Raw genomic sequence first — 19,781 nt, 5'->3', positions numbered from 1 at the left:
TTTTTGTTTTTATTTTGTGGAGAGCGTGCGTTGGTTATTATTTCGCGAGATTTGATTCAGTTTTTGCGGTTACCTTATTTTGTTTTTCAGCACTTTCAGCATCGACGCTTCCCATAGAATTAATACCTAATACTCCGGCACCTCAGCTTAATTTTCCCGTAACAAAAGTTTTTTAAAGTATAAATATAGTAAAAAGTCAAATTTAATGAGCATATAAAACTAAAAAATAGACATACTAAGCTCATCTGCTTACAATTAGCCCGATGGTCTTTATTAAAATAAAGTTTTATATAACGAAAAAGCCATTAATCAAACTAAAATCGTGCTTTGCAGCTTTTCTCAAGACGGAGACTGGCTCATAACCAGAAGGTCGTAGGTTCGAATCCTAACTCCGCAACCACAATTCGATTAATACGGCGTTAAAGTGGCATTTGAATAAAAAATTTATATAAATGGTGACCATCAGGTTTTACCCGATAGTCCTATGAAATCTATTTTACAGCTTCATTAAGAGTTCTGCCAATGCCAGACTGTTTTTAAAAATAATACACCTCGAACCATAAAATGGTTTAAAGAAGTGATTAATTATTTTCTGAAACAAACAGGAATACATCACATATAAGAAATAATACAAAGTCTCATAGAAGACTCGCTTATTAAGGGTAAATATGAAAAGAATTGGTCTGCCAAAACTATGCGAACTCGATTAGGAAATTTGAGATTATTTTTAAAATGGTGTGTAAAACGAGGGCATATAAAAGAGAATCCTGCTCTTGATATTCTTGTACCAAATTAAAAACAAAAATCCCAAAACATTTAACTAGAGAACAATCTACGCTTGTTCTTGATTGTGCAAAATGTTATCTATATTATCATACGTACGAAAAGCCAAGAGCCTTTGCAATTCTTGCAGTTTTCTTATTTACTGGCATTCGACACCAAGAGTTACTTAACTTAAAAATTAATGATGTAAATATTAAAGAAAATGTAATTTTTATTGAAGCAGGGAAAGGAAGAAAAGACCGTATGATTCCTATTAACAGCCAACTTAAAAATATTTAGAACAATACGCTTTAATTCCTTCAAAAATTAATGCTAGAAGCGTTCATTTTTTCGTCTCACCTATTAGCAAAGGAAAAACGAGGAAAGGGTTATTAAACGGCTTTTTAAAAAATTAAAGAGAAGTCTGGCGTAGATATTCACGCTCACTTACTTCGTTATACGTTTGCTATTTTAATGCTTGAAGCAGGTTGTAATTTGTTTAGTGTGTCTCGCCTACTCGGTCATAGTGATATAAAAACAACTACTATTTATCTATCCGCTACTGTTACTCATTTGCAAGAGCAAATAAGTAAACACCCACTATATTAGTTTCGTTTTTTGAAAACTCTTTTTAAGGTTTTTATCCCCTACATATACATAAATTTGTGTCTTTTCAATACTTGAATGACCCATCAAGCGCTCAAGATTAAAGGGGTTGAGGTCAGCTTCAATTTAAAATTTACCAAATGTATGACTTATACCAAATTATATTTATAATGCCGTATGAATAAATTGAATTATACTACGACTTAGCTCAGCACAGGTTTTTTGATTCATTGAAATCAAAAATAATTAGCATAGCCTTACCTACGGTAATTATTTTTGATGAAAAGCAGGCGAAAAAAGCCTGTACCGAATTCATATCGGTAAAACGATTTATTGCGTCATTATAGGTCTAATTTGGTATTAACTAGTGGGGCTTAAAACTAATTTGAGACATGCGTCTTGTCTTTCTGAAAATCGTGTGAAAATTCTTATTTGTTAATGGTTTATTCGAATGAATACTGGAAAATAAATACTCTGTAGGCTTCTTTTTTATTGCGATATAGTTCTTAAGATATAACTCTAAATCTGGATGAATTGGTATCATTCTATCTTTACCTCCTTTCCCTTGAATAATAATTAGCCTTCCCCTGAAAATCTTCTAGGAATCATCTAAAGGGTCGGTTTTACTGGTATTTTGATGACTTTCTTTATAGGAAAACTGTTTAAAAAGTTCTATTTTTCAATAGAATTTTATAAAAGCGATTGTTTTAGGCCCTTTAGGTGAATTTTCCAGAGATAATTCCAAAACGACTTGGTTGTATCTCTTTTCACCTTATCTATTTTAATAGTTTCATCGACATCCTTATTGTTCACAAATACATTGCTCAGTAAACTCGCAAAATGATTTTCGCCTCCTCTTTTATTAAGAATCTTTAATTTAAGATTTTTATAGGCAATTCTGAATTCTCCTTTTGCTTCAGAATTTGTTCCCGTAAACGCTGTTTCAATTCTATTGATCTTCCCCTCTAATTTCATTCGCATGGCAGGAGCGAAAAATGTATTCAAAGAGCTATCCTCCACATCCTTTATGAGTGTTGAAACCTTAAATCTTTCTTGATTTGGATTCAAACTCATAGTGAATAAAATCTGAGACTGTTTAGATAATTTCCCTGAAGCGATCACCGCTATCTCAGAGTTTTCTTTGTTGATGCCGCTATGTAAGTTGGTGATTTGAACATCTATAGTTTCAAAATTTATGTCCCCTGGAGGCCGGTCTGTATGGAATAATTCCTGATAGTTGATATCTAACTTAGAAACCAGTATGGAATCTACTAAGAGATCAAATTCTAAGTCCCTTAGTGATTCGCTATATAGAGGCTTATAGGAAGTGTCATCTGCTATGGTCTTATCTCTGTAGATATTGAAATTGGTGGAATCTATAAGAATTTTATCTAAGGAGAGCTGAAGTTTGTCTTCGTTTTGACCTAGTTCTACTCCCTCAAGGCTTATCAATTTGGCATCCAGATCCATTAAATCCTTTTCTACCTTGATATGTTTGATGTAGGATTGCTGTGTGTACTTTGGTTTTATTTTGAAATTTTTAAAGTCTACTTTTCTATTTTTAAAGCTGAAATCGTCAATAGTTAGATCGTGTAGGTCGTCTAGATCATAATGTAAGTCTTTTGCTTTTATAGTAAAAGAGTCGTCCATAAGCCAGTCGAAGTTCATGTCCAAAGGCCATCGGGCATTTTTGGCTGCTAAATCTATCTCGTTGATACGAAGTCTTTTGCCTTTTGCCGTCGTGTATTCAACAGAAGATTGGCTGATTTTTATAGCTTTAATTTCTACTGAAGAAGCTGCGTCTAGAGTGTTTTTATTATTTTCTACTTTAGCTAAAGCAGTATTGTATTTCAGATTAAGACCTTTTACTTCAAGGTTTTCAATTTTGATGTCCTTTTCCAGAGTATAGTGCAACACATCCACATTCAAATAAATATAGTCTGCCTGAATATCTTTGATAGAATCATAGAATTTAAATCCTTCTAGTTCTAGACTTCCCGTAAGTACATTCACGTTAAAGCTAGTGTAGGATATTGAGGGCTCTTTGCTAAGTCTTTTTTTTACTTTATTGGAGATAATGAAATCGGCAATAATAAAGCCAATGACAAATAGTGAAGATAGAATGACAATATAGGATAGAGTTTTTTTCATTTTAAATTTAATTGGGCTTTTGAAATTACTCAAAAATAGGGTTCAGCCTCACTTTAGGCATCAATCTTTATAGAAGTAAATTGAAAATTAATCATAAAACTTCACCCATTACTTAAAGTCAAGTAATGAGTGAAGTTTATCATCTAAAGTTAAGATAGAAGTAGTTTTTATGAGTAAGCTATTTATGAATGTATCCAATTTTAGAAAAATCAGAATCTATAGCCCACGTTAAGTCCAGCTCTTAAAACAAAGTCAAAATTACGTTGAGAATTATATTCGCTAAACAAGTTACGACCTCCACCAAGAAAAGCTTCTAAGATCATACCTCTGCTAGAGACAAGTTTATAGCCCCCGCTAAATCCAAGAGCCAAATCGGTGATGTCTTTATTCTGTCTTTCTCCTTCAACTTCAATCCTATCTTCGACACTATTTAAATTTGTGAAAATTTCACCAAAAAATCCCTCTGCATAATTTTCCCCAAAATAAAACCTGTAGTATCCTGTAAGATTATAATTTATATTCCAATCGATGTAGTCATCGATTGGAACCATAAGGTTTACCCCTACACCAGACTCTTCATTAATAAGATATTCATAAGTGACATCAAAGTTGCCTAGAATTAAATAGCCAATATTGATTTTCGGTTCGTGAGATTCAGCGTAAGATAATGTATATTCAGATTGCGCAGAAGCACTTACAGAAAAGAAAATGACGATTGCAGGAAGTATTTTTTTCATTGAGAGGTTATTTTAAAGTAAATATAAGATATCGACCTTAGTTTGTCATACCAAATTAAATTTATAATGTTGTATAAATAAATTGAGTTAGACTACGACGTAGCCCAGCACAGGTTTTTTGATTTATTGTAGTTAAAAATGACTAGCATAGCTTAGTTACGGTAATTATTTTTGATAAAAAGCAGGCGAAAAAAGCCTGTGCCGAATTCATATCGGTAAAACGATTTATTGCGACATTATAGGTTTAAATTGGTATTAGCTATGAGTTGTTACTAATTGTCTATTTTTGTAGAAAATAAATTTAATTATCATCGAAGCAAAAACACATAAAGCCGGATTTGTAAATATCATTGGAAATCCAAACGTAGGGAAATCCACCTTGATGAATGCCTTTGTAGGGGAGAAGCTTTCTATTATTACGAGCAAAGCCCAAACCACTCGTCATAGAATTCTTGGAATTGTTAATGGGGAAGATTTTCAAATGGTATTAAGTGATACTCCTGGAATTATAAAGCCTGCTTATGGTTTACAAAATTCTATGATGGATTTTGTAAAATCGGCCTTTCAAGATGCAGATGTGCTTTTATATTTGGTCGAAATCGGTGAAAAAGCACTTAAGGACGAGTCATTTTTTACAAAACTTCAGCATGCTGAAATGCCAGTTTTGTTACTTCTTAATAAAATAGATAAAGGAAATGAGGAGCTATTGTTATCTCAACAAAAGCATTGGCAAGAGCAATTGCCAAATGCTGAGATCTTTGCTATATCGGCCCTGGAAAACTTTGGAGTCACCGAAGTTTTTAATCGTATTTTAGAACTGTTACCAGAGTCCCCTGCTTTTTATCCCAAAGATCAATTAACAGATAAACCAGAACGATTTTTTGTCAATGAGAAAATTCGAGAAAAAATCCTGATTCATTATAAAAAAGAAATTCCCTATAGCGTAGAGGTGGAAACAGAAAGTTTTGAAGAAAGCGACTCTATTATCCACATCCGTAGCGTTATTATGGTAGAGCGCGAATCTCAGAAGGCTATTATTCTAGGTCACAAAGGCTCTGCTATAAAGCGTGTTGGAACCGAATCTAGAAAAGATTTAGAGAAGTTTTTTGATAAAAAAATTCATCTGGAAACTTATGTAAAAGTAAATAAGAATTGGAGAAACGATGGTAAGCAACTTAGGCGCTTCGGATATAACCAAGACTAGCTACTTTACCTAAATACTTTCCATTCCAAGTTTATTTTGGCTTGGTATTTTTTGGGTATTGGCAGCTCTAAAACGAGTTTATCTTTAGTGATTTTTCTTCTATTAGACATCTCAAATTCAAAGTCACAACCGACTTAAAACCCTTATAGGTATCTTTAAGTCCAAGAGTTGACTTTGGCAAAATCTTTCTCGAACACTAAGATTTTAATTAGAATCTTAGTGTTAAGATCTGTGACTGATATACCATATTCTGAAGTGTTTTCAGCTTATAAAATTGTTTTAAAAGACGATAAAATTACAATTTCAAAATCAAGGATTATAATTGTAACTTTTTTATATCTGAAATGGATCTTCATTCTGAATATAAAGATGAAGGCTTTTTTACTTTACCTTTTAAACTGTTTTTTATGAGAAATTATAATCCATAAACCATTTTAATTCTTAAATGAAATAGCTAGACAATATATTGTATCTTTGCAAATTATTAAAATTACAGAAATGAATAGTATTGTAGCCGTTGTAGGTCGACCAAACGTAGGAAAATCTACCCTTTTTAATCGAATGATAAAACGTAGAGAAGCCATTGTGGACTCTGCGAGTGGAGTAACACGAGATAGGCACTATGGTAAATCGGATTGGAATGGGCGTGAATTTACTTTAATAGATACAGGTGGATATGTCATAGGAAGTGATGATGTTTTTGAAAAGGAAATCGACAAACAAGTTGAGCTTGCTATAGATGAAGCAGATGTAATTATTTTTGTAGTCGATGTGATTACAGGGATAACCCCTATGGATGAAGACGTTTCAAAACTTCTACGTAAAATCAATAAACCCGTTGTGTTGTGTGTGAATAAGGTAGATTCCAACAAAAACAGAACAGATGCTCTTGAGTTTTACAATTTAGGCTTAGGGGAATATTATTCTATTTCAGCAACCAGTGGTAGTGGTACAGGTGAACTTCTAGATGCTGTAGTAGAGAAGTTGCCAGAACGCGAGCTGGAGGAAGAAGAAGACCTACCAAAATTTGCAGTAGTCGGTAGACCTAATGCAGGAAAATCCTCTTTTATCAATGCTCTTATTGGTGAAGACCGATATATCGTTACCGATATTCCTGGAACGACTAGAGATTCTATAGATACACGTTACACTAGGTTCGGGTTTGACTTTAAGCTTGTAGACACGGCAGGAATTCGAAGAAAAGCTAAAGTCAAAGAAGATCTTGAGTTCTATTCTGTCATGCGAAGTGTGAGAGCTATAGAAAATTCAGATGTTTGTTTAATTGTTATGGATGCCTCACGAGGATTTGATAGCCAAGTACAAAGTATTTTTTGGTTAGCAGAAAAAAACAGAAAGGGTATAGTTATCCTTGTCAATAAATGGGATTTGGTAAAAAAAGAGACCAACACCATGAAAGATTTTGAAGCTAAGGTCAGAGAAGAAATTTCTCCATTTGTAGATGTGCCTATTGTTTTTATATCGGTATTGAACAAGCAAAGAATTTATAAAGCTATAGAAACAGCTGTAGAGGTTTATAAAAACCGAAGTACAAAAATTAAAACTCGGGTGTTGAATGATATTTTACTCCCTATTATAGCAGCAAATCCTCCGCCTGCACTTAAAGGTAAGTATGTAAAGATTAAATACATTACTCAATTGCCGACTCCCCAACCTCAATTTGCTTTTTTCTGTAATCTTCCTCAGTATGTGAAGGATTCTTATAAACGTTTTATTGAAAATAAACTAAGACAGGAATTTAATTTTAACGGTGTTCCTGTTTCTATTTATATGAGGAAAAAATAATTTTTTTGAATTTATAGACCAAACTAAAAAGCCCTTTAAAACATATGTTTTAAAGGGCTTTTTAGTGAGAAATATACTGAAATCTATAAGGTTTAAAACTACCAGCTTCCACCAGCACCACCTCCACCGAAACCGCCGCCGCCAAAGCCGCCGCCGAAACCACCGCCGCCTCCGCCAAAGCCTCCAGAAGATCCTCCGCCAAAGCCACCACCTCCCATGCTACTTCCTAAACTACTGAGGATAAGAATGTCTAGTAAATTTGGTGAAGAGTTTCTATTTCCTTTTCCTGGCCCACCACCTTTTTTTCTTCTCCTTGCAAAGATGACAATGACAATAAAAATGATAATAGGTAATATAGCAAAAGGCCATGAATTGTCTTTAGATGATTTTTGAACTTTAGAGCCCTCAAAATTTCCAGCAAGAACTTCGAAAATTGCGTTGGTACCTTTGTCTAAACCTTCATAATAGTTAGCTTTTCTAAACTCAGGGAGTATAATGTTTTCTATAATTGTTTTTGTTGTCGCATCAGTAAGATATTCTTCTAAACCATAACCCGTTGTGATCCAGATCTTACTATCTGCTTTGGATATCAAAATCAGAAGTCCGTTATCTTCTTCTTTTTGACCGATTTCCCATTTTTGCGCCCACTCAGCAGCATACGTTCCTATATATTCTCCATTTAATGTATTTATGGTCGCCACTACAATCTGAGTAGAGGTTGTATCTGCATAATTTTCTAACTTCTGCCTAAGTTGTCTCACCTCATTATCCTTAAAGAATTTGGCACCGTCATAAACAGCCATTTCTTTAGAAGGTTTTTGTGGAATTTCAATTTGAGAATAACCTTCAAAACTTAAAAAGCTAAGGAATAAGGTAGAGAGTACTAATAGTGTGTGTGATAACTTCATAAATTAGACTTTAGAAATGTCATTGTCGAGTTCGTTAATATCGCCAGATTGGCAAGGGAAATGTTGCTTCAGTTGTTCGCCAGCTTCATGAATCCCTTTCACTAAGCCTGTTTTATATTCATTCTGTTTGAATTCGCTTAAGATTTCGTCCCTTGTGCTTTCCCAAAACCCTTTGGGTACTACTTCGTTTATGCCTTTATCTCCGAGGATTACGAGTTGATGATCCTCTACAGAAACGTATATTAAAACACCATTGGAGAGTTCTGTTTTATGCATATTGAGTTCTTGAAAAACCTCCAAAGCCCTTTCAAACCTGTCCTCTTTAGGACATTTTACTTCTATGTGAACTCTAATCTCTCCAGACGTATTTAATTCAGCTTTTTTTATCGCCTCTATAATGTCCTGCTCATCGGTTGGAGTAATAAATTCAGATACTTTTGTCATAATACTAATATTTATTCAAAATCAAATTCAACTTCTTTGGCATTTTCGGAGCCTTCATCGGCTGAATATCTAGACATGTCTTCAAAATTAAACCATCCAGCAAAGATTGAATTTGGGAATACCTTAATGTGTTTATTGTAGGTGCCTACAGAACCATTGAAGCGATTTCTCTCGACATTAATTCTGTTTTCAGTGCCTTCCAACTGGGTTTGCAAATTCATAAAATTTTGGTTGGATTTCAAATCTGGATAGCGTTCAACGCTTACCAAAAGCCTAGATAAGGCGGAATTTAAACCTCCTTGTGCTTGTCCGTATTGTTTCATGCTTTCTGGGCTTAAGTTTCCAGCGTCTATGTTTACTGAAGTAGCCTTGGCTCTAGCTTCTATCACCTCTGTTAACGTGTTTCTTTCGAAATCGGCAGCACCTTGCACGGTTTTTACCAGATTACCGATGAGGTCATTACGTCGTTGATAAGCACTTTCTACATTACTCCAGGATGTTTTTGCATCTTCTTGGAACGTTACAGCTGTATTATTAAATCCTTTGGTCCAGCTGTAAAAACCGAATCCTACAACAAGAATAACAATAAGGGGGATTAACCACTTCTTCATAGTTTTTGATTTTAAAGTTGATTTTTAATAGACATAAGTTCATATCTAATGGCTTTCAATTTGCTAATCAATTCAAATTTTGAAAGTGTTTCCTTTTTATCTTCTCGTAAGTGAGTTTTAGCACCTTCTAGTGTAAACCCACGTTCTTTGACCAAATGATAAATAAGATCTATAGTTTTTACATCTTGGCGGGTGAATTTACGGTTGCCTTTAGCATTTTTTTTGGGCTGAATTTCATCAAATTCCTTTTCCCAAAATCGAATTAGTGAAGAGTTCACATCAAATGCTTTAGCAACTTCTCCAATTGTATAATAGAGTTTGTCTGCTAAGTTGTGTTTCATCAGTCTAAAGATTGATTTTCTAAAGTTGATTGATTCAACATGATGTCGTATTCTTCAGCTGTTAAATCGCCATGGTAAAAATTGATAGGGTTGACTACTTTGCCGTTTTTATGAACTTCATAATGTAAGTGTGGTGCTGTAGAAAGTCCTGTGTTTCCGACATGGCCTATAATTTCTCCACGCTTCACTTTCTGTCCGGGTTTAACGTTAAATTTACTTAAATGAGCATAATAAGTTTCATAACCAAACCCATGATCCAATACGATGAGATTTCCGAAACCGCTGGTCCGCTTAGCTTTCTTTACGGTAGCATTACCTGTAGCAAATATTTCAGTATTAGAAGGTGCAGAAAAGTCCATACCATTATGCATTTTTCTGTATTTTAAAATAGGATGCATACGGATGCCATATCCTGAAGCCATTCTCTTTAAATCATCATTTTTTACCGGTTGTATGGCCGGTATAGAGGCTAAAAGGGCTTCTTTGTTCTTCGCTAAAGCTGCGATTTCATCTAGAGATTTTGACTGTATCACCACCCTTTTTGAAAGCTTATCAAGGCTTTCTGTAGCTTCAACAATGATTTCAGAGTTCTCATAACCTTCTAAATCTTTATACCGGTTAATTCCACCAAAACCAGACTTTCTCTGTTCTATACTAATGGGATTAGCTTCAAAATAGACTCTGTAAATATTATTATCGCGCTCTTCTACATTTTTCAAAACACTCACAACATCCTCCATGCGTTTATTTAAAAGCTCATATTGAAATTTCATATTTTCAACTTCTCTTTTGTAAGCTTTTTCTTTTGGGGTTTCTACACTTGGGATATTAATATAGACTAAAGCTAGTATAAAACTTGTTGCAATAATTCCCAATAAAAATAAAATAACTAACGCAAATTTTTTACCCTTTTTAGGTTCAATTTTCCTGTAGGAAAGCGTGTCGCTGTCGTAGTAATATTTTACTTGACTCATTCTTTTATTTTATAGTATTTTTGCATAAATAGGTTGCAAAACACTAGTCTATAACTTACAAATATAGCTTAAAATTAAAACATCTTAAAATTTATTCATCAGAGACTTTATGAAATCAACCCTTCTTCGTCGCCAGTTTTTAGAATTTTTCAAAAGCAAATCTCACACCATAGTGAATTCTGCCCCTATTGTTCTTAAAGATGATCCCACGCTTATGTTTATAAATGCAGGAATGAACCAATTTAAACCTTATTTTCTAGGAAACTCTATACCTAAAGAAACTAGGGTTACTGATTCTCAAAAATGTTTGAGAGTCAGTGGTAAGCATAACGATCTTGAAGAAGTGGGAAAAGACACTTACCACCATACTATGTTCGAAATGCTTGGTAACTGGAGTTTTGGGGATTACTTCAAAAAAGAAGCTATCGATTGGGCTTGGGAATTTTTAACAGACGTCTTAGAGATTTCTAAAGATAACTTATACGTAACTATCTTCGAGGGGGATAAAGTTGATGGTCTCCAGAAGGATTCTGAAGCTTATGACCTATGGAAGACTTTAGTAAAAGAGGATAAAATTTTACTAGGAGATAAAAAGGATAATTTTTGGGAAATGGGGGATCAAGGGCCTTGTGGACCTGCCTCAGAAATTCATGTTGACTTAAGATCTAAAGAGGAAAAGGCAAAAATTCCTGGGAAAGACCTAGTAAATAGAGATCATCCGCAAGTTGTGGAAATTTGGAACTTGGTATTTATACAGTATAATCGTAAAGCTGACGGGAGTCTGGAGTCTCTTCCTGCTAAACATATTGATACAGGAATGGGCTTTGAGCGTTTATGTATGGTGGTGCAAGGGAAAACTTCCAACTATGATACCGACGTTTTTACGCCGCTCATTCGAGAAATAGAAACCATTACAGGAACTACCTATGGGAAAACTGAAGATACAGACATCGCAATACGAGTAATTTCTGATCACATTCGAGCGGTCACTTTTGCCATTGCCGATGGTCAGCTTCCTAGCAACACTGGGGCTGGTTATGTGATTCGTCGGATTTTAAGAAGAGCTATTCGTTATGGCTTTACCTTTTTAAATATCCAAACTCCATTTATCTACAAACTTGTAGAGGTATTGTCTAAGCAAATGGGAGACGCTTTCCCAGAGCTGATTTCTCAAAAAAACCTTTGTGAAAATGTGATTCATGAGGAAGAAAAGTCATTTTTAAAAACCTTAGAACAAGGCTTAGGATTATTAGATAGTATTGTTAATGAGTCTTCTTCCAAAATAATAAGTGGACAAAAAGCCTTTGAACTTTATGACACATTTGGATTTCCAATTGATTTGACGACTCTTATTTTAAGTGAAAAAGGCTACGCATTAGATCAAAAAGGCTTCGAAGTGCAGCTTCAAAAACAAAAGCAGAGATCTAAAGCTGCAGCACAAACAAGCTCAAGTGATTGGGTGGTTTTAAAGACAGATGATCAAGGAGAATTTATTGGATACGATGACACGGAAGCTGATGTAAGCATCACTAAATATAGAAAAGTAACCTCCAAAAAAGAGGGGGAACTCTACCAGTTGGTGTTTAACCTAACTCCATTTTATCCAGAAGGAGGGGGGCAAGTAGGGGACAAAGGATATTTGGAAACACCTAATGGCGACACTGTTTTTGTGATTGATACCAAAAAGGAAAACAATCAAATTATACATATCACCAAGTCTTTGCCAAAAGATCTTCAAAAGGACTTTAAGGCGGTGGTCGATCTGAGTCAGCGCCAAAGAACGGCTTCTAACCATACAGCAACTCACTTGCTACACCAAGCCTTGCGGAGTATTCTCGGAACTCATGTTGAGCAGAAAGGCTCCATGGTACATTCAGGCTATTTAAGATTTGATTTCTCCCATTATTCAAAACTTACTCAAGAAGAGTTGCAGGCTATAGAAGACTTCGTGAATGCGAGGATCAAAGAAAATCTAACCTTTGAAGAAGAACGCACTATTCCTTACGATGTAGCCATCGATAAAGGAGCTATTGCCTTATTTGGTGAAAAATACGGTGACACCGTTAGGTTTGTGAAATTCGGGAATTCCAAAGAACTCTGCGGAGGAACTCATGTAGAGAATACTTCCAAATTGTGGCATTTTATCATCAACAATGAAGCCTCTGTAGCCTCAGGTATACGACGAATAGAGGCTATTACCTCAGATGCTGCGAAAGAATTTTTGACCAAAGAGTCAGACGTTTTAAGTCAAGTAAAATCTATTCTGAATAAGCCACAAGACGTTTTGAAGTCAGTAGAATCTCTTCAGGAAGAAAATACTACCTTGAAAAAAGAGATTGAACAGTTGAATGTCTTGAAACTAAAGCAAGTTAAAACTGAAGTTCAATCTCAACTGAAAGACATAAATGGCATTCAATTTTTAGCTCATCAGGTCAATTTGGATGCAAATGCCATGAAGGATTTGGCTTTTCAGCTTGGTGGAGAACACACTGATTTATTTGTCGTTCTAGCTTCGAAGCAGAATGGTAAGGCATTACTGGCTTGCTATATTTCTAAGGCTCTAGTGGAGTCCAAGTCCTGGAATGCTGGAAAAATTATAAAATCTCTAGGTAAGCACATCCAAGGCGGTGGGGGCGGACAAGCTTTTTTCGCGACTGCTGGGGGTAGAAATCCGGAAGGTATACCTCAAGCTTTAGCCGAGGCAAAAACTATTGTAGAAGGCAAGTAATCAAAAAAATAAAATGAAATTAACCACCGAAATTCCTTTACAGTTGTCGTCATCGCCTATCGATTACAACTCAAAACTGTTGAGTTTAGGCTCTTGTTTTGCGGAACATATCGGTGATAAATTGACTTATTATAAATTCAAAACCACTCAAAATCCATTTGGAATCTTGTTTCATCCGCAGGTCTTATTGAACGTCTTGGAGAAAGCATTATCTAACGACTCCTTTTCAATAGATGATGTATTTCAACAGGATCAAAAATGGCATTCTTTTTATGCTCATTCCAGATTAAGCAGGACGTCTTCGGCTGAAATTTTAGCAGAATTAAATTCAGCAGGAAGAGAACTTAAAACAGCCTGTGTAGAGTCCAGTCATGTCCTTATCACTTTGGGGACATCATTCGTTTATACACATATAGCTTCTGGTCAGCGGGTCGCCAATTGCCATAAAGTTCCTCAAGCTAAGTTCGAAAAGCAATTGATTTCGGTAGAAGAGTTACATCAAATTTTGTCTAGACTTGTCAACTGTATTCGGGAGATAAATCCAAAGGTTAATATTATTTTTACGGTATCTCCTGTAAGACATATTAAGGATGGAATGCTTGAAAATTCAAGAAGTAAATCTCATTTAATATCTGCTTTGTACCGTGTTTTAGAGGAGATGTCATCTTCAAAACTTCAGTATTTCCCGTCTTATGAATTGATGATAGACGAGTTTCGGGATTATCGATTTTATAAAAGAGATTTGATTCATCCCAGTGAGGTAGCCATTGATATGATCTGGGAAAAATTTATGCATAGTTTTATTTCTGAAGGGATTTATGAGGACATGGCTAAAGTGGAAAAGCTTCAAAAATCTTTGGCTCATCGGCCTATGGATTCCTCTGGAAAAACTGACTCAAAATTAAAAGCCTACCAATATAAATTTAAAGAAGAGCTTACTAAAAAGTATTCTTTTATGAGATTCTAGACCCTATGACTCGAAAGCAAGAAATAATAGATACTGCAAAAACCCTATTTAGAGAACGAGGCTACAAATCTGTAAGTATGCGAGATTTAGCCAAAGTAATAGATTTTAAAGCGGCTAGCCTATATAATCATATTTCTTCTAAAGAAGAGATTTTAGCTGAAATTGTATTGGATGTTGCCCGTTATTTCACCCATGAAATGAATATTATAAAAAGTCTCAATGTGGATGCCAAAACACAGTTGGAAGGCGTCATTAAACATCATGTGGACTTAACGATAAATAATCCAGAAGCTATCGCTATTCTCAATAATGACTGGATGCATCTGGAAGGTAAGCACCTTGAAGATTTTAAAATGATGCGAGACACCTATGAAAATGATTTGAGAAGTATTATAACTCAAGGAATTGAGCATAAGGAGATTGCGTTTCAAAATATAGATATTATTTTATTTTCACTCCTGTCGACTTTAAGAACCTTGCATCTGTGGTATCGCAAGCGGAGTGATCTAAGTGAAAACGACTTAAAAAAAGACATCACCGATATTCTTTTAAAAGGGATACTTGTCAAGTCGTAACGAAATTCCACAAGAGCATCTCTTAGGTATTTTTTTTACTCTCAATATCTTTAGATTTATTTATGTATTTAGTCAAGTGTTTTTATTGAGTATTCTTTGTTTTATTTATTTTAGCCTATGTATTTAAAGTTTGGAAAGTTTTTTTTGGATGTGTTCTTAAGTCTTTTTGGAGTGATAATTCTATTTCCATTTTTGATCTTAATCTATGTAGTCCTTTTTCTTATCCATCTTTCCAATCCTATTTTTTATCAAACTCGAGTAGGTCAGGGTGGTGATTACTTTACAGTGTATAAATTTAAAACGATCAAAACCAATACTTCTACCAATGCCTTTTTGAGGGGTATACGGAAAACAAAAATTGATGAACTTCCACAACTTTTTAATGTTATAAAAGGAGATATGAGTCTTGTCGGACCTCGGCCAGATATTCCTGGGTATTATGATAAATTGACAGGGGAAAGCCGTTTGATTCTTCAATTGAAACCAGGAATTACTGGTTTAGCATCTTTACAATTTGCAAATGAAGAAGTAATCCTTGCTCAGCAAAGCAACCCGCTGGCCTATAATGACGAAGTCTTGTTCCCTCAAAAAGTAGAGTTAAATCTTCGCTACTACAAAGAAGTTTCATTTGTATATGACCTAAACATTCTTCTAAAAACTATACTTTTACCGTTCCTTAACTAAATCTAAATTCAATGTCTTCAGAATTATCAAAAATATGGTTATCCTCTCCTCATATGGGAGGCCAAGAACAAGAGTTTGTTGCAAAAGCTTTTGAAGAAAATTGGATTGCACCTTTAGGTCCAAATGTCAATGGATTTGAAGAAGACTTACAGCAGTATCTTGGAAATGATAAACAAATAGGAGTATTAAGCAGTGGTACTGCAGCTATTCATTTGGCCCTAGTCCAGTTAGGAGTAAGTCATGGAGATGAGGTGATTTGCCAAAGTTTTACTTTTTGCGGATCTGCAAATCCTATTATGTATCTAGGGGCAACGCCTATTTTTGTAGACAGCGAAGTTTCAACTTGGAATATTTGCCCCAAAGCTTTAGAAGAGGCTATTGTAGATAGAATTTCTAAAGGTAAAAAGCCTAAAGCTATTATCCCAGTTCATCTATATGGGATGCCTTATAAAGTTGATGAGGTAGGAGCTGTTGCACAGAAATATAGCATTCCTATTATTGAGGATGCAGCGGAATCGTTAGGGTCCACCTATAAATCCAAGAATTGTGGGACGTTTGGAGAGTTTGCAGCACTTTCCTTCAATGGGAATAAAATCATTACGACTTCTGGTGGAGGTGCTTTGGTCTGTGCGGATAAAGAGTCAAAAGATAAAACCGTTTATTATTCGACTCAAGCTAGAGATGCTGCACCACATTATCAACATACTGAAGTTGGATTCAATTACCGAATGAGTAACATCTCAGCTGGAATTGGTCGTGGACAGATGAAAGTTTTGGATGAGCATGTTGGACTTAGAAGGGGGATGTTTCACTTTTATAAGTCGATATTTGAAACTATTGAGGGAGTGGAGGTCTTTACAGAGCCTAGTGATGATTTTTTCAGCAACCATTGGTTATCAGCAATTACAGTTCGTCCAGAACCTACAAAAGGGGTGAGCCGAGAAGATCTTCGTTTACACTTGGAGCAATATAATATAGAAAGCCGTCCACTTTGGAAACCGATGCACTTACAACCTGTTTTCGAAAAAATGCCGTTTTATGGTGGTCAAGTGGCGGAGCAGTTATTCGAGGAAGGTTTATGCTTACCATCAGGATCTAATCTTACTGATGAAGACCGAACAAGAATCAAAAAAGCGATTCTAGAATTTTTTCAAAATAAATAGACTATGGATATTTTTGAACTTATTCAGCAAAGACGAACAGTCTCACCAAATCAATATAATAAGCAACCTATTACAGAAGAAGAGTTGCAGAAAATTTTAGAATCTGCCAATTGGGCTCCAACCCATAGAAATACCGAACCTTGGAGGTTTAAGGTTATGCAGGGAGAAAGCAGGTTGAAACTTGCTGATTATCTTATAGAAAAGAATGCGGAATTAGAGGATAAGCCTTCTTCTTTTAAAAATAAGAAAATCAGTTCTAAGTTTGAGAATTCCCATACGGTTATAGCTATCTGTATTCAAAAAAGCCCAAAAGGAGTACCTCCAGAATGGGAAGAAATTTCTGCAGTGGCGATGGCTGTTCAAAATATGTGGCTTGCTTGTACAGCATTAAAAATTGGTGCGTATTGGAGCTCTCCTTCTCTTATTTACCATCTGGATGAATTCTTTAACTTTAATGAAGGTGAAAGCTGTTTAGGTTTTTTTTATATGGGAAAATTAGATGGTGAACTTCTAGAAGGAAAGAGAAAATCTCCTATCGATGCCAAAGTAGAGTACCTGAAATAGTTTTATGCTTTACAGACTCTAAATTTTAACACCAATTTTTTTGTTTATAAACTAACAATCGTTAGTTTTGTTTATAAATTGATAATTAATGGCTAGTTTTTTTCCGATTAAGGTAAAAGAAGTTTATAAGGAGACTGAAGAGTGTTCAGTAGTGACCTTCGATATTCCCGCAGAGTTAAAGAATGAGTTTAGATACCAGCAGGGTCAGCATCTAACTTTAAAAAAAGATATCAACGGAGAAGACGTCAGGCGGTCTTACTCCTTGTGTTCTAGTCCTGTGGATGACGAATGGAAAGTTGCCGTTAAGCAAATTTTTGAAGGTAAATTTTCAACATTTGTCAACCAGGAGTTGAAAGCTAATGATATTTTGGAAGTCATGCCGCCGAGTGGAGAATTTGGAGTTGGGGTGGACGATCATAAAGAAAAAACCTTTTTATTTTTTGCAGCTGGTAGTGGCATTACGCCTGTTTTGTCAATGCTTAAAACTCACCTCGCCAAAGAGCCAAAAGCGAATTGCAAGCTGTTTTATTTAAATAAGAATGCAAAATCTATTATATTTAAAGAAGAAATAGAACAATTGCGAAATCGATATTTTGGAAGAGTTGAAATTTTCTATTTTTTAACGAGAGAACAAAGGGATATAGAACTTCTCAACGGAAGATTTACACCAGAGAAAATCCAAACTTTAGCCAATACTGTTTTTGATATTGAGCAAGTCGATGAGACTTTTATCTGTGGACCTGAGAAGATGATTTTTATGATCCGAGATGAATTGGCTACCTTGGGGTTAAGTAAAGATCATATTCATTATGAACTTTTTGTAACAGGCCTTTCTGAAGAAGATAAGAAGCGTACAGAAGCAGCAATGGCCAAAAGGATAGATGGCACTCAAATTACTATCTTAGACGGTGGGAAAGAGTTTCACTTTGCAATGACCAAGGACTTTGATAATATTTTAGATGCTGCTTTAGCAGCTGGAGCAGATTTGCCCTTCGCTTGTAAGGGTGGTGTGTGTAGTACCTGTAAATGCAGAGTGATGGAAGGTCAAGCAGAGATGAAAGTCAATTATGCCTTGGATAAAAACGAAGTAGCTCAAAATTATATTTTGAGTTGTCAAGCGGTTCCAACATCAGATAAGGTTACTGTTGATTTTGATGTCTAAAACTTAGATAGCCGAACAGCGGCATATTATAAAAAAGGATAAAGTAAAATTGAATTTTAAAAACTAAACGCTATGAGTCATACAGAAAAGAAGATTGCTAATGCTGACCAAATCCGAAGTTTGGAAGAGATGTTTGATGCTAAGATTGCTCGTGATGGAAAGATTGAACCAAAAGACTGGATGCCAGAAAAATATAGAAAAACACATATCCGTCAAATTTCCCAACATGCCCACTCTGAGATAGTTGGAATGCTTCCAGAAGCAAATTGGATTTCACGTGCACCGTCTCTAAGGAGAAAAGTAGCGCTTTTAGCTAAAGTTCAAGATGAGGCAGGTCATGGTTTGTACCTTTATTCCGCTTGTGAAACCCTTGGAATTTCTAGAGAAGAACTCTATGAGCAGTTGCATTCTGGTAAAGCAAAATATTCAAGCATATTTAACTACCCTACTTTAACTTGGGCAGATATGGGTGCGATTGGCTGGTTAGTGGATGGCGCAGCAATTATTAATCAGGTGCCGCTTTGTAGTACCTCTTTTGGACCTTATGCCAGAGCAATGGTGAGAGTTTGTAAAGAAGAGAGTTTTCACCAAAGACAAGGTTATGAGATCATGATGACCCTTTGTAACGGAACTCAAGAACAAAAAGACATGGCGCAAGATGCCTTGAATAGATGGTGGTGGCCAGCTTTAATGATGCTTGGTCCAACCGATGAGCAATCTACACACACGGAGCAATCCATGATATGGAAGCTCAAACGTAAGTCGAATGATGAGTTGCGTCAACAGTTTATTGACCAAACGGTTCCTCAAGCAGATATTATTGGCTTAAACATCCCAGATTCAGAGTTAAAATACAATAACGAAACGGGTCATTACGATTTCGGAGAGATAGACTGGGAAGAGTTTTGGCAAGTGGTAAAAGGTCACGGGATGTGTAATAAGGAGAGAATCTCTGCTAGAAAAAATGCTTGGGATAACGGAGAATGGGTAAGAGATGCCGCTGTAGCTTATGCTGAAAAACAAGCCGAAAGCCAAGAGGCAAAACAGGCTGTGTAATTCAGAATAGTACAATGATTAAAAATCGATTATTTATAAAATGAGTATGAAAAAGAACTGGCAGCTTTGGGAAGTATTTGTAAGGAGTAAAAATGGCTTAGAACATCGCCATTTCGGAAGCTTACATGCCCCAGATGCAGAGATGGCTCTCAAAAATGCGAGAGATGTTTATACGAGAAGAAATGAAGGCGTAAGTATTTGGGTGGTAGAGTCCAAAAATATAAAAGCCTCCAATCCCGATGATAATGCAGAAATGTTTGAACCAGCAACAGATAAAGCATATCGTCATCCTACATTTTATGACTTACCGGACGATATTGAACACATGTAGAAAGGTGTTT

Annotated in this window: 19 protein-coding genes and 1 pseudogene; 12 read left to right on the top strand and 8 right to left on the bottom strand. The window is 35.5% G+C overall.

The window, feature by feature from the left end; translation table 11 throughout:
- The first annotated feature begins 804 nt into the window (after positions 1–804).
- Positions 805–1,371, top strand: a pseudogene (locus tag P700755_RS20545) (tyrosine-type recombinase/integrase).
- 361 nt (positions 1,372–1,732) lie between these two features.
- Here the strand turns inward: P700755_RS20545 and P700755_RS21185 are convergent.
- From P700755_RS21185 to P700755_RS03820, 3 genes are all read right to left on the bottom strand, one after another.
- Positions 1,733–1,945, bottom strand: coding sequence for a tyrosine-type recombinase/integrase (locus P700755_RS21185; protein WP_425357618.1), 213 nt, complete (start codon positions 1,943–1,945; stop codon positions 1,733–1,735).
- A 113-nt stretch (positions 1,946–2,058) separates the two neighbouring features.
- Positions 2,059–3,519 carry an AsmA family protein gene (locus P700755_RS03825; protein ID WP_015023433.1) on the bottom strand — a complete coding sequence of 487 codons (1,461 nt, stop codon included), beginning with the start codon at positions 3,517–3,519 and terminating at the stop codon, positions 2,059–2,061.
- Between the two features lie 209 nt (positions 3,520–3,728).
- Positions 3,729–4,256, bottom strand: a complete 528-nt coding sequence (locus P700755_RS03820; protein ID WP_015023432.1) for a DUF3575 domain-containing protein — start codon at positions 4,254–4,256, stop codon at positions 3,729–3,731.
- A gap of 310 nt (positions 4,257–4,566) precedes the next feature.
- Here P700755_RS03820 and era point away from each other — a divergent pair, with 310 nt between their 5' ends.
- Together era and der are read left to right on the top strand one after the other, a co-directional pair.
- Positions 4,567–5,460, top strand: a complete 894-nt coding sequence (era, locus tag P700755_RS03815; protein WP_041758132.1) for a GTPase Era — start codon at positions 4,567–4,569, stop codon at positions 5,458–5,460.
- A gap of 498 nt (positions 5,461–5,958) precedes the next feature.
- Positions 5,959–7,263, top strand: coding sequence for a ribosome biogenesis GTPase Der (gene der / locus P700755_RS03810; RefSeq protein WP_015023430.1), 1,305 nt, complete (start codon positions 5,959–5,961; stop codon positions 7,261–7,263).
- Between the two features lie 98 nt (positions 7,264–7,361).
- Here the strand turns inward: der and P700755_RS03805 are convergent, their stop codons facing one another.
- From P700755_RS03805 to P700755_RS03785, 5 genes are read right to left on the bottom strand one after another with little or no spacing between them, the layout of a single operon-like run.
- Positions 7,362–8,171, bottom strand: coding sequence for a TPM domain-containing protein (locus P700755_RS03805; protein WP_015023429.1), 810 nt, complete (start codon positions 8,169–8,171; stop codon positions 7,362–7,364).
- 3 nt (positions 8,172–8,174) lie between these two features.
- Positions 8,175–8,615 (bottom strand): TPM domain-containing protein, encoded by a 441-nt coding sequence (locus P700755_RS03800; RefSeq protein ID WP_015023428.1) that lies wholly within the window; start codon positions 8,613–8,615, stop codon positions 8,175–8,177.
- Between the two features lie 11 nt (positions 8,616–8,626).
- Positions 8,627–9,226, bottom strand: a complete 600-nt coding sequence (locus tag P700755_RS03795) for a LemA family protein (protein WP_015023427.1) — start codon at positions 9,224–9,226, stop codon at positions 8,627–8,629.
- An 11-nt stretch (positions 9,227–9,237) separates the two neighbouring features.
- The gene (locus P700755_RS03790; protein ID WP_015023426.1) at positions 9,238–9,567 is read right to left on the bottom strand and encodes a MerR family transcriptional regulator; all 330 of its coding nucleotides are present in this window, start codon (positions 9,565–9,567) and stop codon (positions 9,238–9,240) included.
- On the bottom strand, positions 9,567–10,541 hold the full coding sequence (locus tag P700755_RS03785; protein WP_015023425.1) for a M23 family metallopeptidase: 975 nt from the start codon (positions 10,539–10,541) through the stop codon (positions 9,567–9,569). The genes P700755_RS03790 and P700755_RS03785 overlap by 1 nt, the downstream gene beginning before the upstream one ends.
- A gap of 109 nt (positions 10,542–10,650) precedes the next feature.
- On the opposite strand from P700755_RS03785, the gene alaS reads away from it, so the two are divergent.
- The 9 genes from alaS to paaB all read left to right on the top strand — a co-directional run bounded on the left by alaS (position 10,651) and on the right by paaB (position 19,771).
- On the top strand, positions 10,651–13,269 hold the full coding sequence (gene alaS, locus P700755_RS03780; protein WP_015023424.1) for an alanine--tRNA ligase: 2,619 nt from the start codon (positions 10,651–10,653) through the stop codon (positions 13,267–13,269).
- A 13-nt stretch (positions 13,270–13,282) separates the two neighbouring features.
- A complete protein-coding gene (locus tag P700755_RS03775; RefSeq protein ID WP_015023423.1) occupies positions 13,283–14,236 on the top strand; it encodes a GSCFA domain-containing protein in 954 nt (317 codons plus the stop codon).
- Between the two features lie 5 nt (positions 14,237–14,241).
- Positions 14,242–14,811, top strand: coding sequence for a TetR/AcrR family transcriptional regulator (locus P700755_RS03770; RefSeq protein WP_015023422.1), 570 nt, complete (start codon positions 14,242–14,244; stop codon positions 14,809–14,811).
- Positions 14,812–14,928: 117 nt separating this feature from the next.
- The gene (locus P700755_RS03765; RefSeq protein WP_015023421.1) at positions 14,929–15,495 is read left to right on the top strand and encodes a sugar transferase; all 567 of its coding nucleotides are present in this window, start codon (positions 14,929–14,931) and stop codon (positions 15,493–15,495) included.
- Between the two features lie 11 nt (positions 15,496–15,506).
- Entirely contained in the window at positions 15,507–16,658 is a 1,152-nt protein-coding gene (locus P700755_RS03760) for a DegT/DnrJ/EryC1/StrS family aminotransferase (protein WP_015023420.1), read from the top strand.
- Between the two features lie 3 nt (positions 16,659–16,661).
- Positions 16,662–17,222, top strand: a complete 561-nt coding sequence (locus P700755_RS03755; protein ID WP_015023419.1) for a nitroreductase family protein — start codon at positions 16,662–16,664, stop codon at positions 17,220–17,222.
- 88 nt (positions 17,223–17,310) lie between these two features.
- On the top strand, positions 17,311–18,384 hold the full coding sequence (locus P700755_RS03750; RefSeq protein ID WP_015023418.1) for a 2Fe-2S iron-sulfur cluster-binding protein: 1,074 nt from the start codon (positions 17,311–17,313) through the stop codon (positions 18,382–18,384).
- A 72-nt stretch (positions 18,385–18,456) separates the two neighbouring features.
- On the top strand, positions 18,457–19,440 hold the full coding sequence (gene paaA, locus P700755_RS03745; protein WP_015023417.1) for a 1,2-phenylacetyl-CoA epoxidase subunit PaaA: 984 nt from the start codon (positions 18,457–18,459) through the stop codon (positions 19,438–19,440).
- 46 nt (positions 19,441–19,486) lie between these two features.
- Entirely contained in the window at positions 19,487–19,771 is a 285-nt protein-coding gene (gene paaB, locus P700755_RS03740; protein WP_015023416.1) for a 1,2-phenylacetyl-CoA epoxidase subunit PaaB, read from the top strand.
- Positions 19,772–19,781 lie beyond the last annotated feature (10 nt).

The organism is Psychroflexus torquis ATCC 700755, assembly GCF_000153485.2.
Classification (GTDB): Bacteria; Bacteroidota; Bacteroidia; order Flavobacteriales; family Flavobacteriaceae; genus Psychroflexus; species Psychroflexus torquis.
Note: the sequence above shows the minus strand (reverse complement) of the source record. Positions and strands in the feature narration are given on the sequence as shown.

Bases quoted from the DNA above. Each gene is read 5' to 3' on its own strand.
- P700755_RS03825 (WP_015023433.1), bottom strand. From the start codon at position 3,519: ATGAAAAAAACTCTATCCTATATTGTCATTCTATCTTCACTATTTGTC.
- P700755_RS03820 (WP_015023432.1), bottom strand. From the start codon at position 4,256: ATGAAAAAAATACTTCCTGCAATCGTCATTTTCTTTTCTGTAAGTGCT.
- der (WP_015023430.1), top strand. From the start codon at position 5,959: ATGAATAGTATTGTAGCCGTTGTAGGTCGACCAAACGTAGGAAAATCT.
- P700755_RS03805 (WP_015023429.1), bottom strand. From the start codon at position 8,171: ATGAAGTTATCACACACACTATTAGTACTCTCTACCTTATTCCTTAGC.
- P700755_RS03800 (WP_015023428.1), bottom strand. From the start codon at position 8,615: ATGACAAAAGTATCTGAATTTATTACTCCAACCGATGAGCAGGACATT.
- P700755_RS03795 (WP_015023427.1), bottom strand. From the start codon at position 9,226: ATGAAGAAGTGGTTAATCCCCCTTATTGTTATTCTTGTTGTAGGATTC.
- P700755_RS03790 (WP_015023426.1), bottom strand. From the start codon at position 9,567: ATGAAACACAACTTAGCAGACAAACTCTATTATACAATTGGAGAAGTT.
- P700755_RS03785 (WP_015023425.1), bottom strand. From the start codon at position 10,541: ATGAGTCAAGTAAAATATTACTACGACAGCGACACGCTTTCCTACAGG.
- alaS (WP_015023424.1), top strand. From the start codon at position 10,651: ATGAAATCAACCCTTCTTCGTCGCCAGTTTTTAGAATTTTTCAAAAGC.
- P700755_RS03775 (WP_015023423.1), top strand. From the start codon at position 13,283: ATGAAATTAACCACCGAAATTCCTTTACAGTTGTCGTCATCGCCTATC.
- P700755_RS03770 (WP_015023422.1), top strand. From the start codon at position 14,242: ATGACTCGAAAGCAAGAAATAATAGATACTGCAAAAACCCTATTTAGA.
- P700755_RS03765 (WP_015023421.1), top strand. From the start codon at position 14,929: ATGTATTTAAAGTTTGGAAAGTTTTTTTTGGATGTGTTCTTAAGTCTT.
- P700755_RS03760 (WP_015023420.1), top strand. From the start codon at position 15,507: ATGTCTTCAGAATTATCAAAAATATGGTTATCCTCTCCTCATATGGGA.
- P700755_RS03755 (WP_015023419.1), top strand. From the start codon at position 16,662: ATGGATATTTTTGAACTTATTCAGCAAAGACGAACAGTCTCACCAAAT.
- P700755_RS03750 (WP_015023418.1), top strand. From the start codon at position 17,311: ATGGCTAGTTTTTTTCCGATTAAGGTAAAAGAAGTTTATAAGGAGACT.
- paaA (WP_015023417.1), top strand. From the start codon at position 18,457: ATGAGTCATACAGAAAAGAAGATTGCTAATGCTGACCAAATCCGAAGT.
- paaB (WP_015023416.1), top strand. From the start codon at position 19,487: ATGAAAAAGAACTGGCAGCTTTGGGAAGTATTTGTAAGGAGTAAAAAT.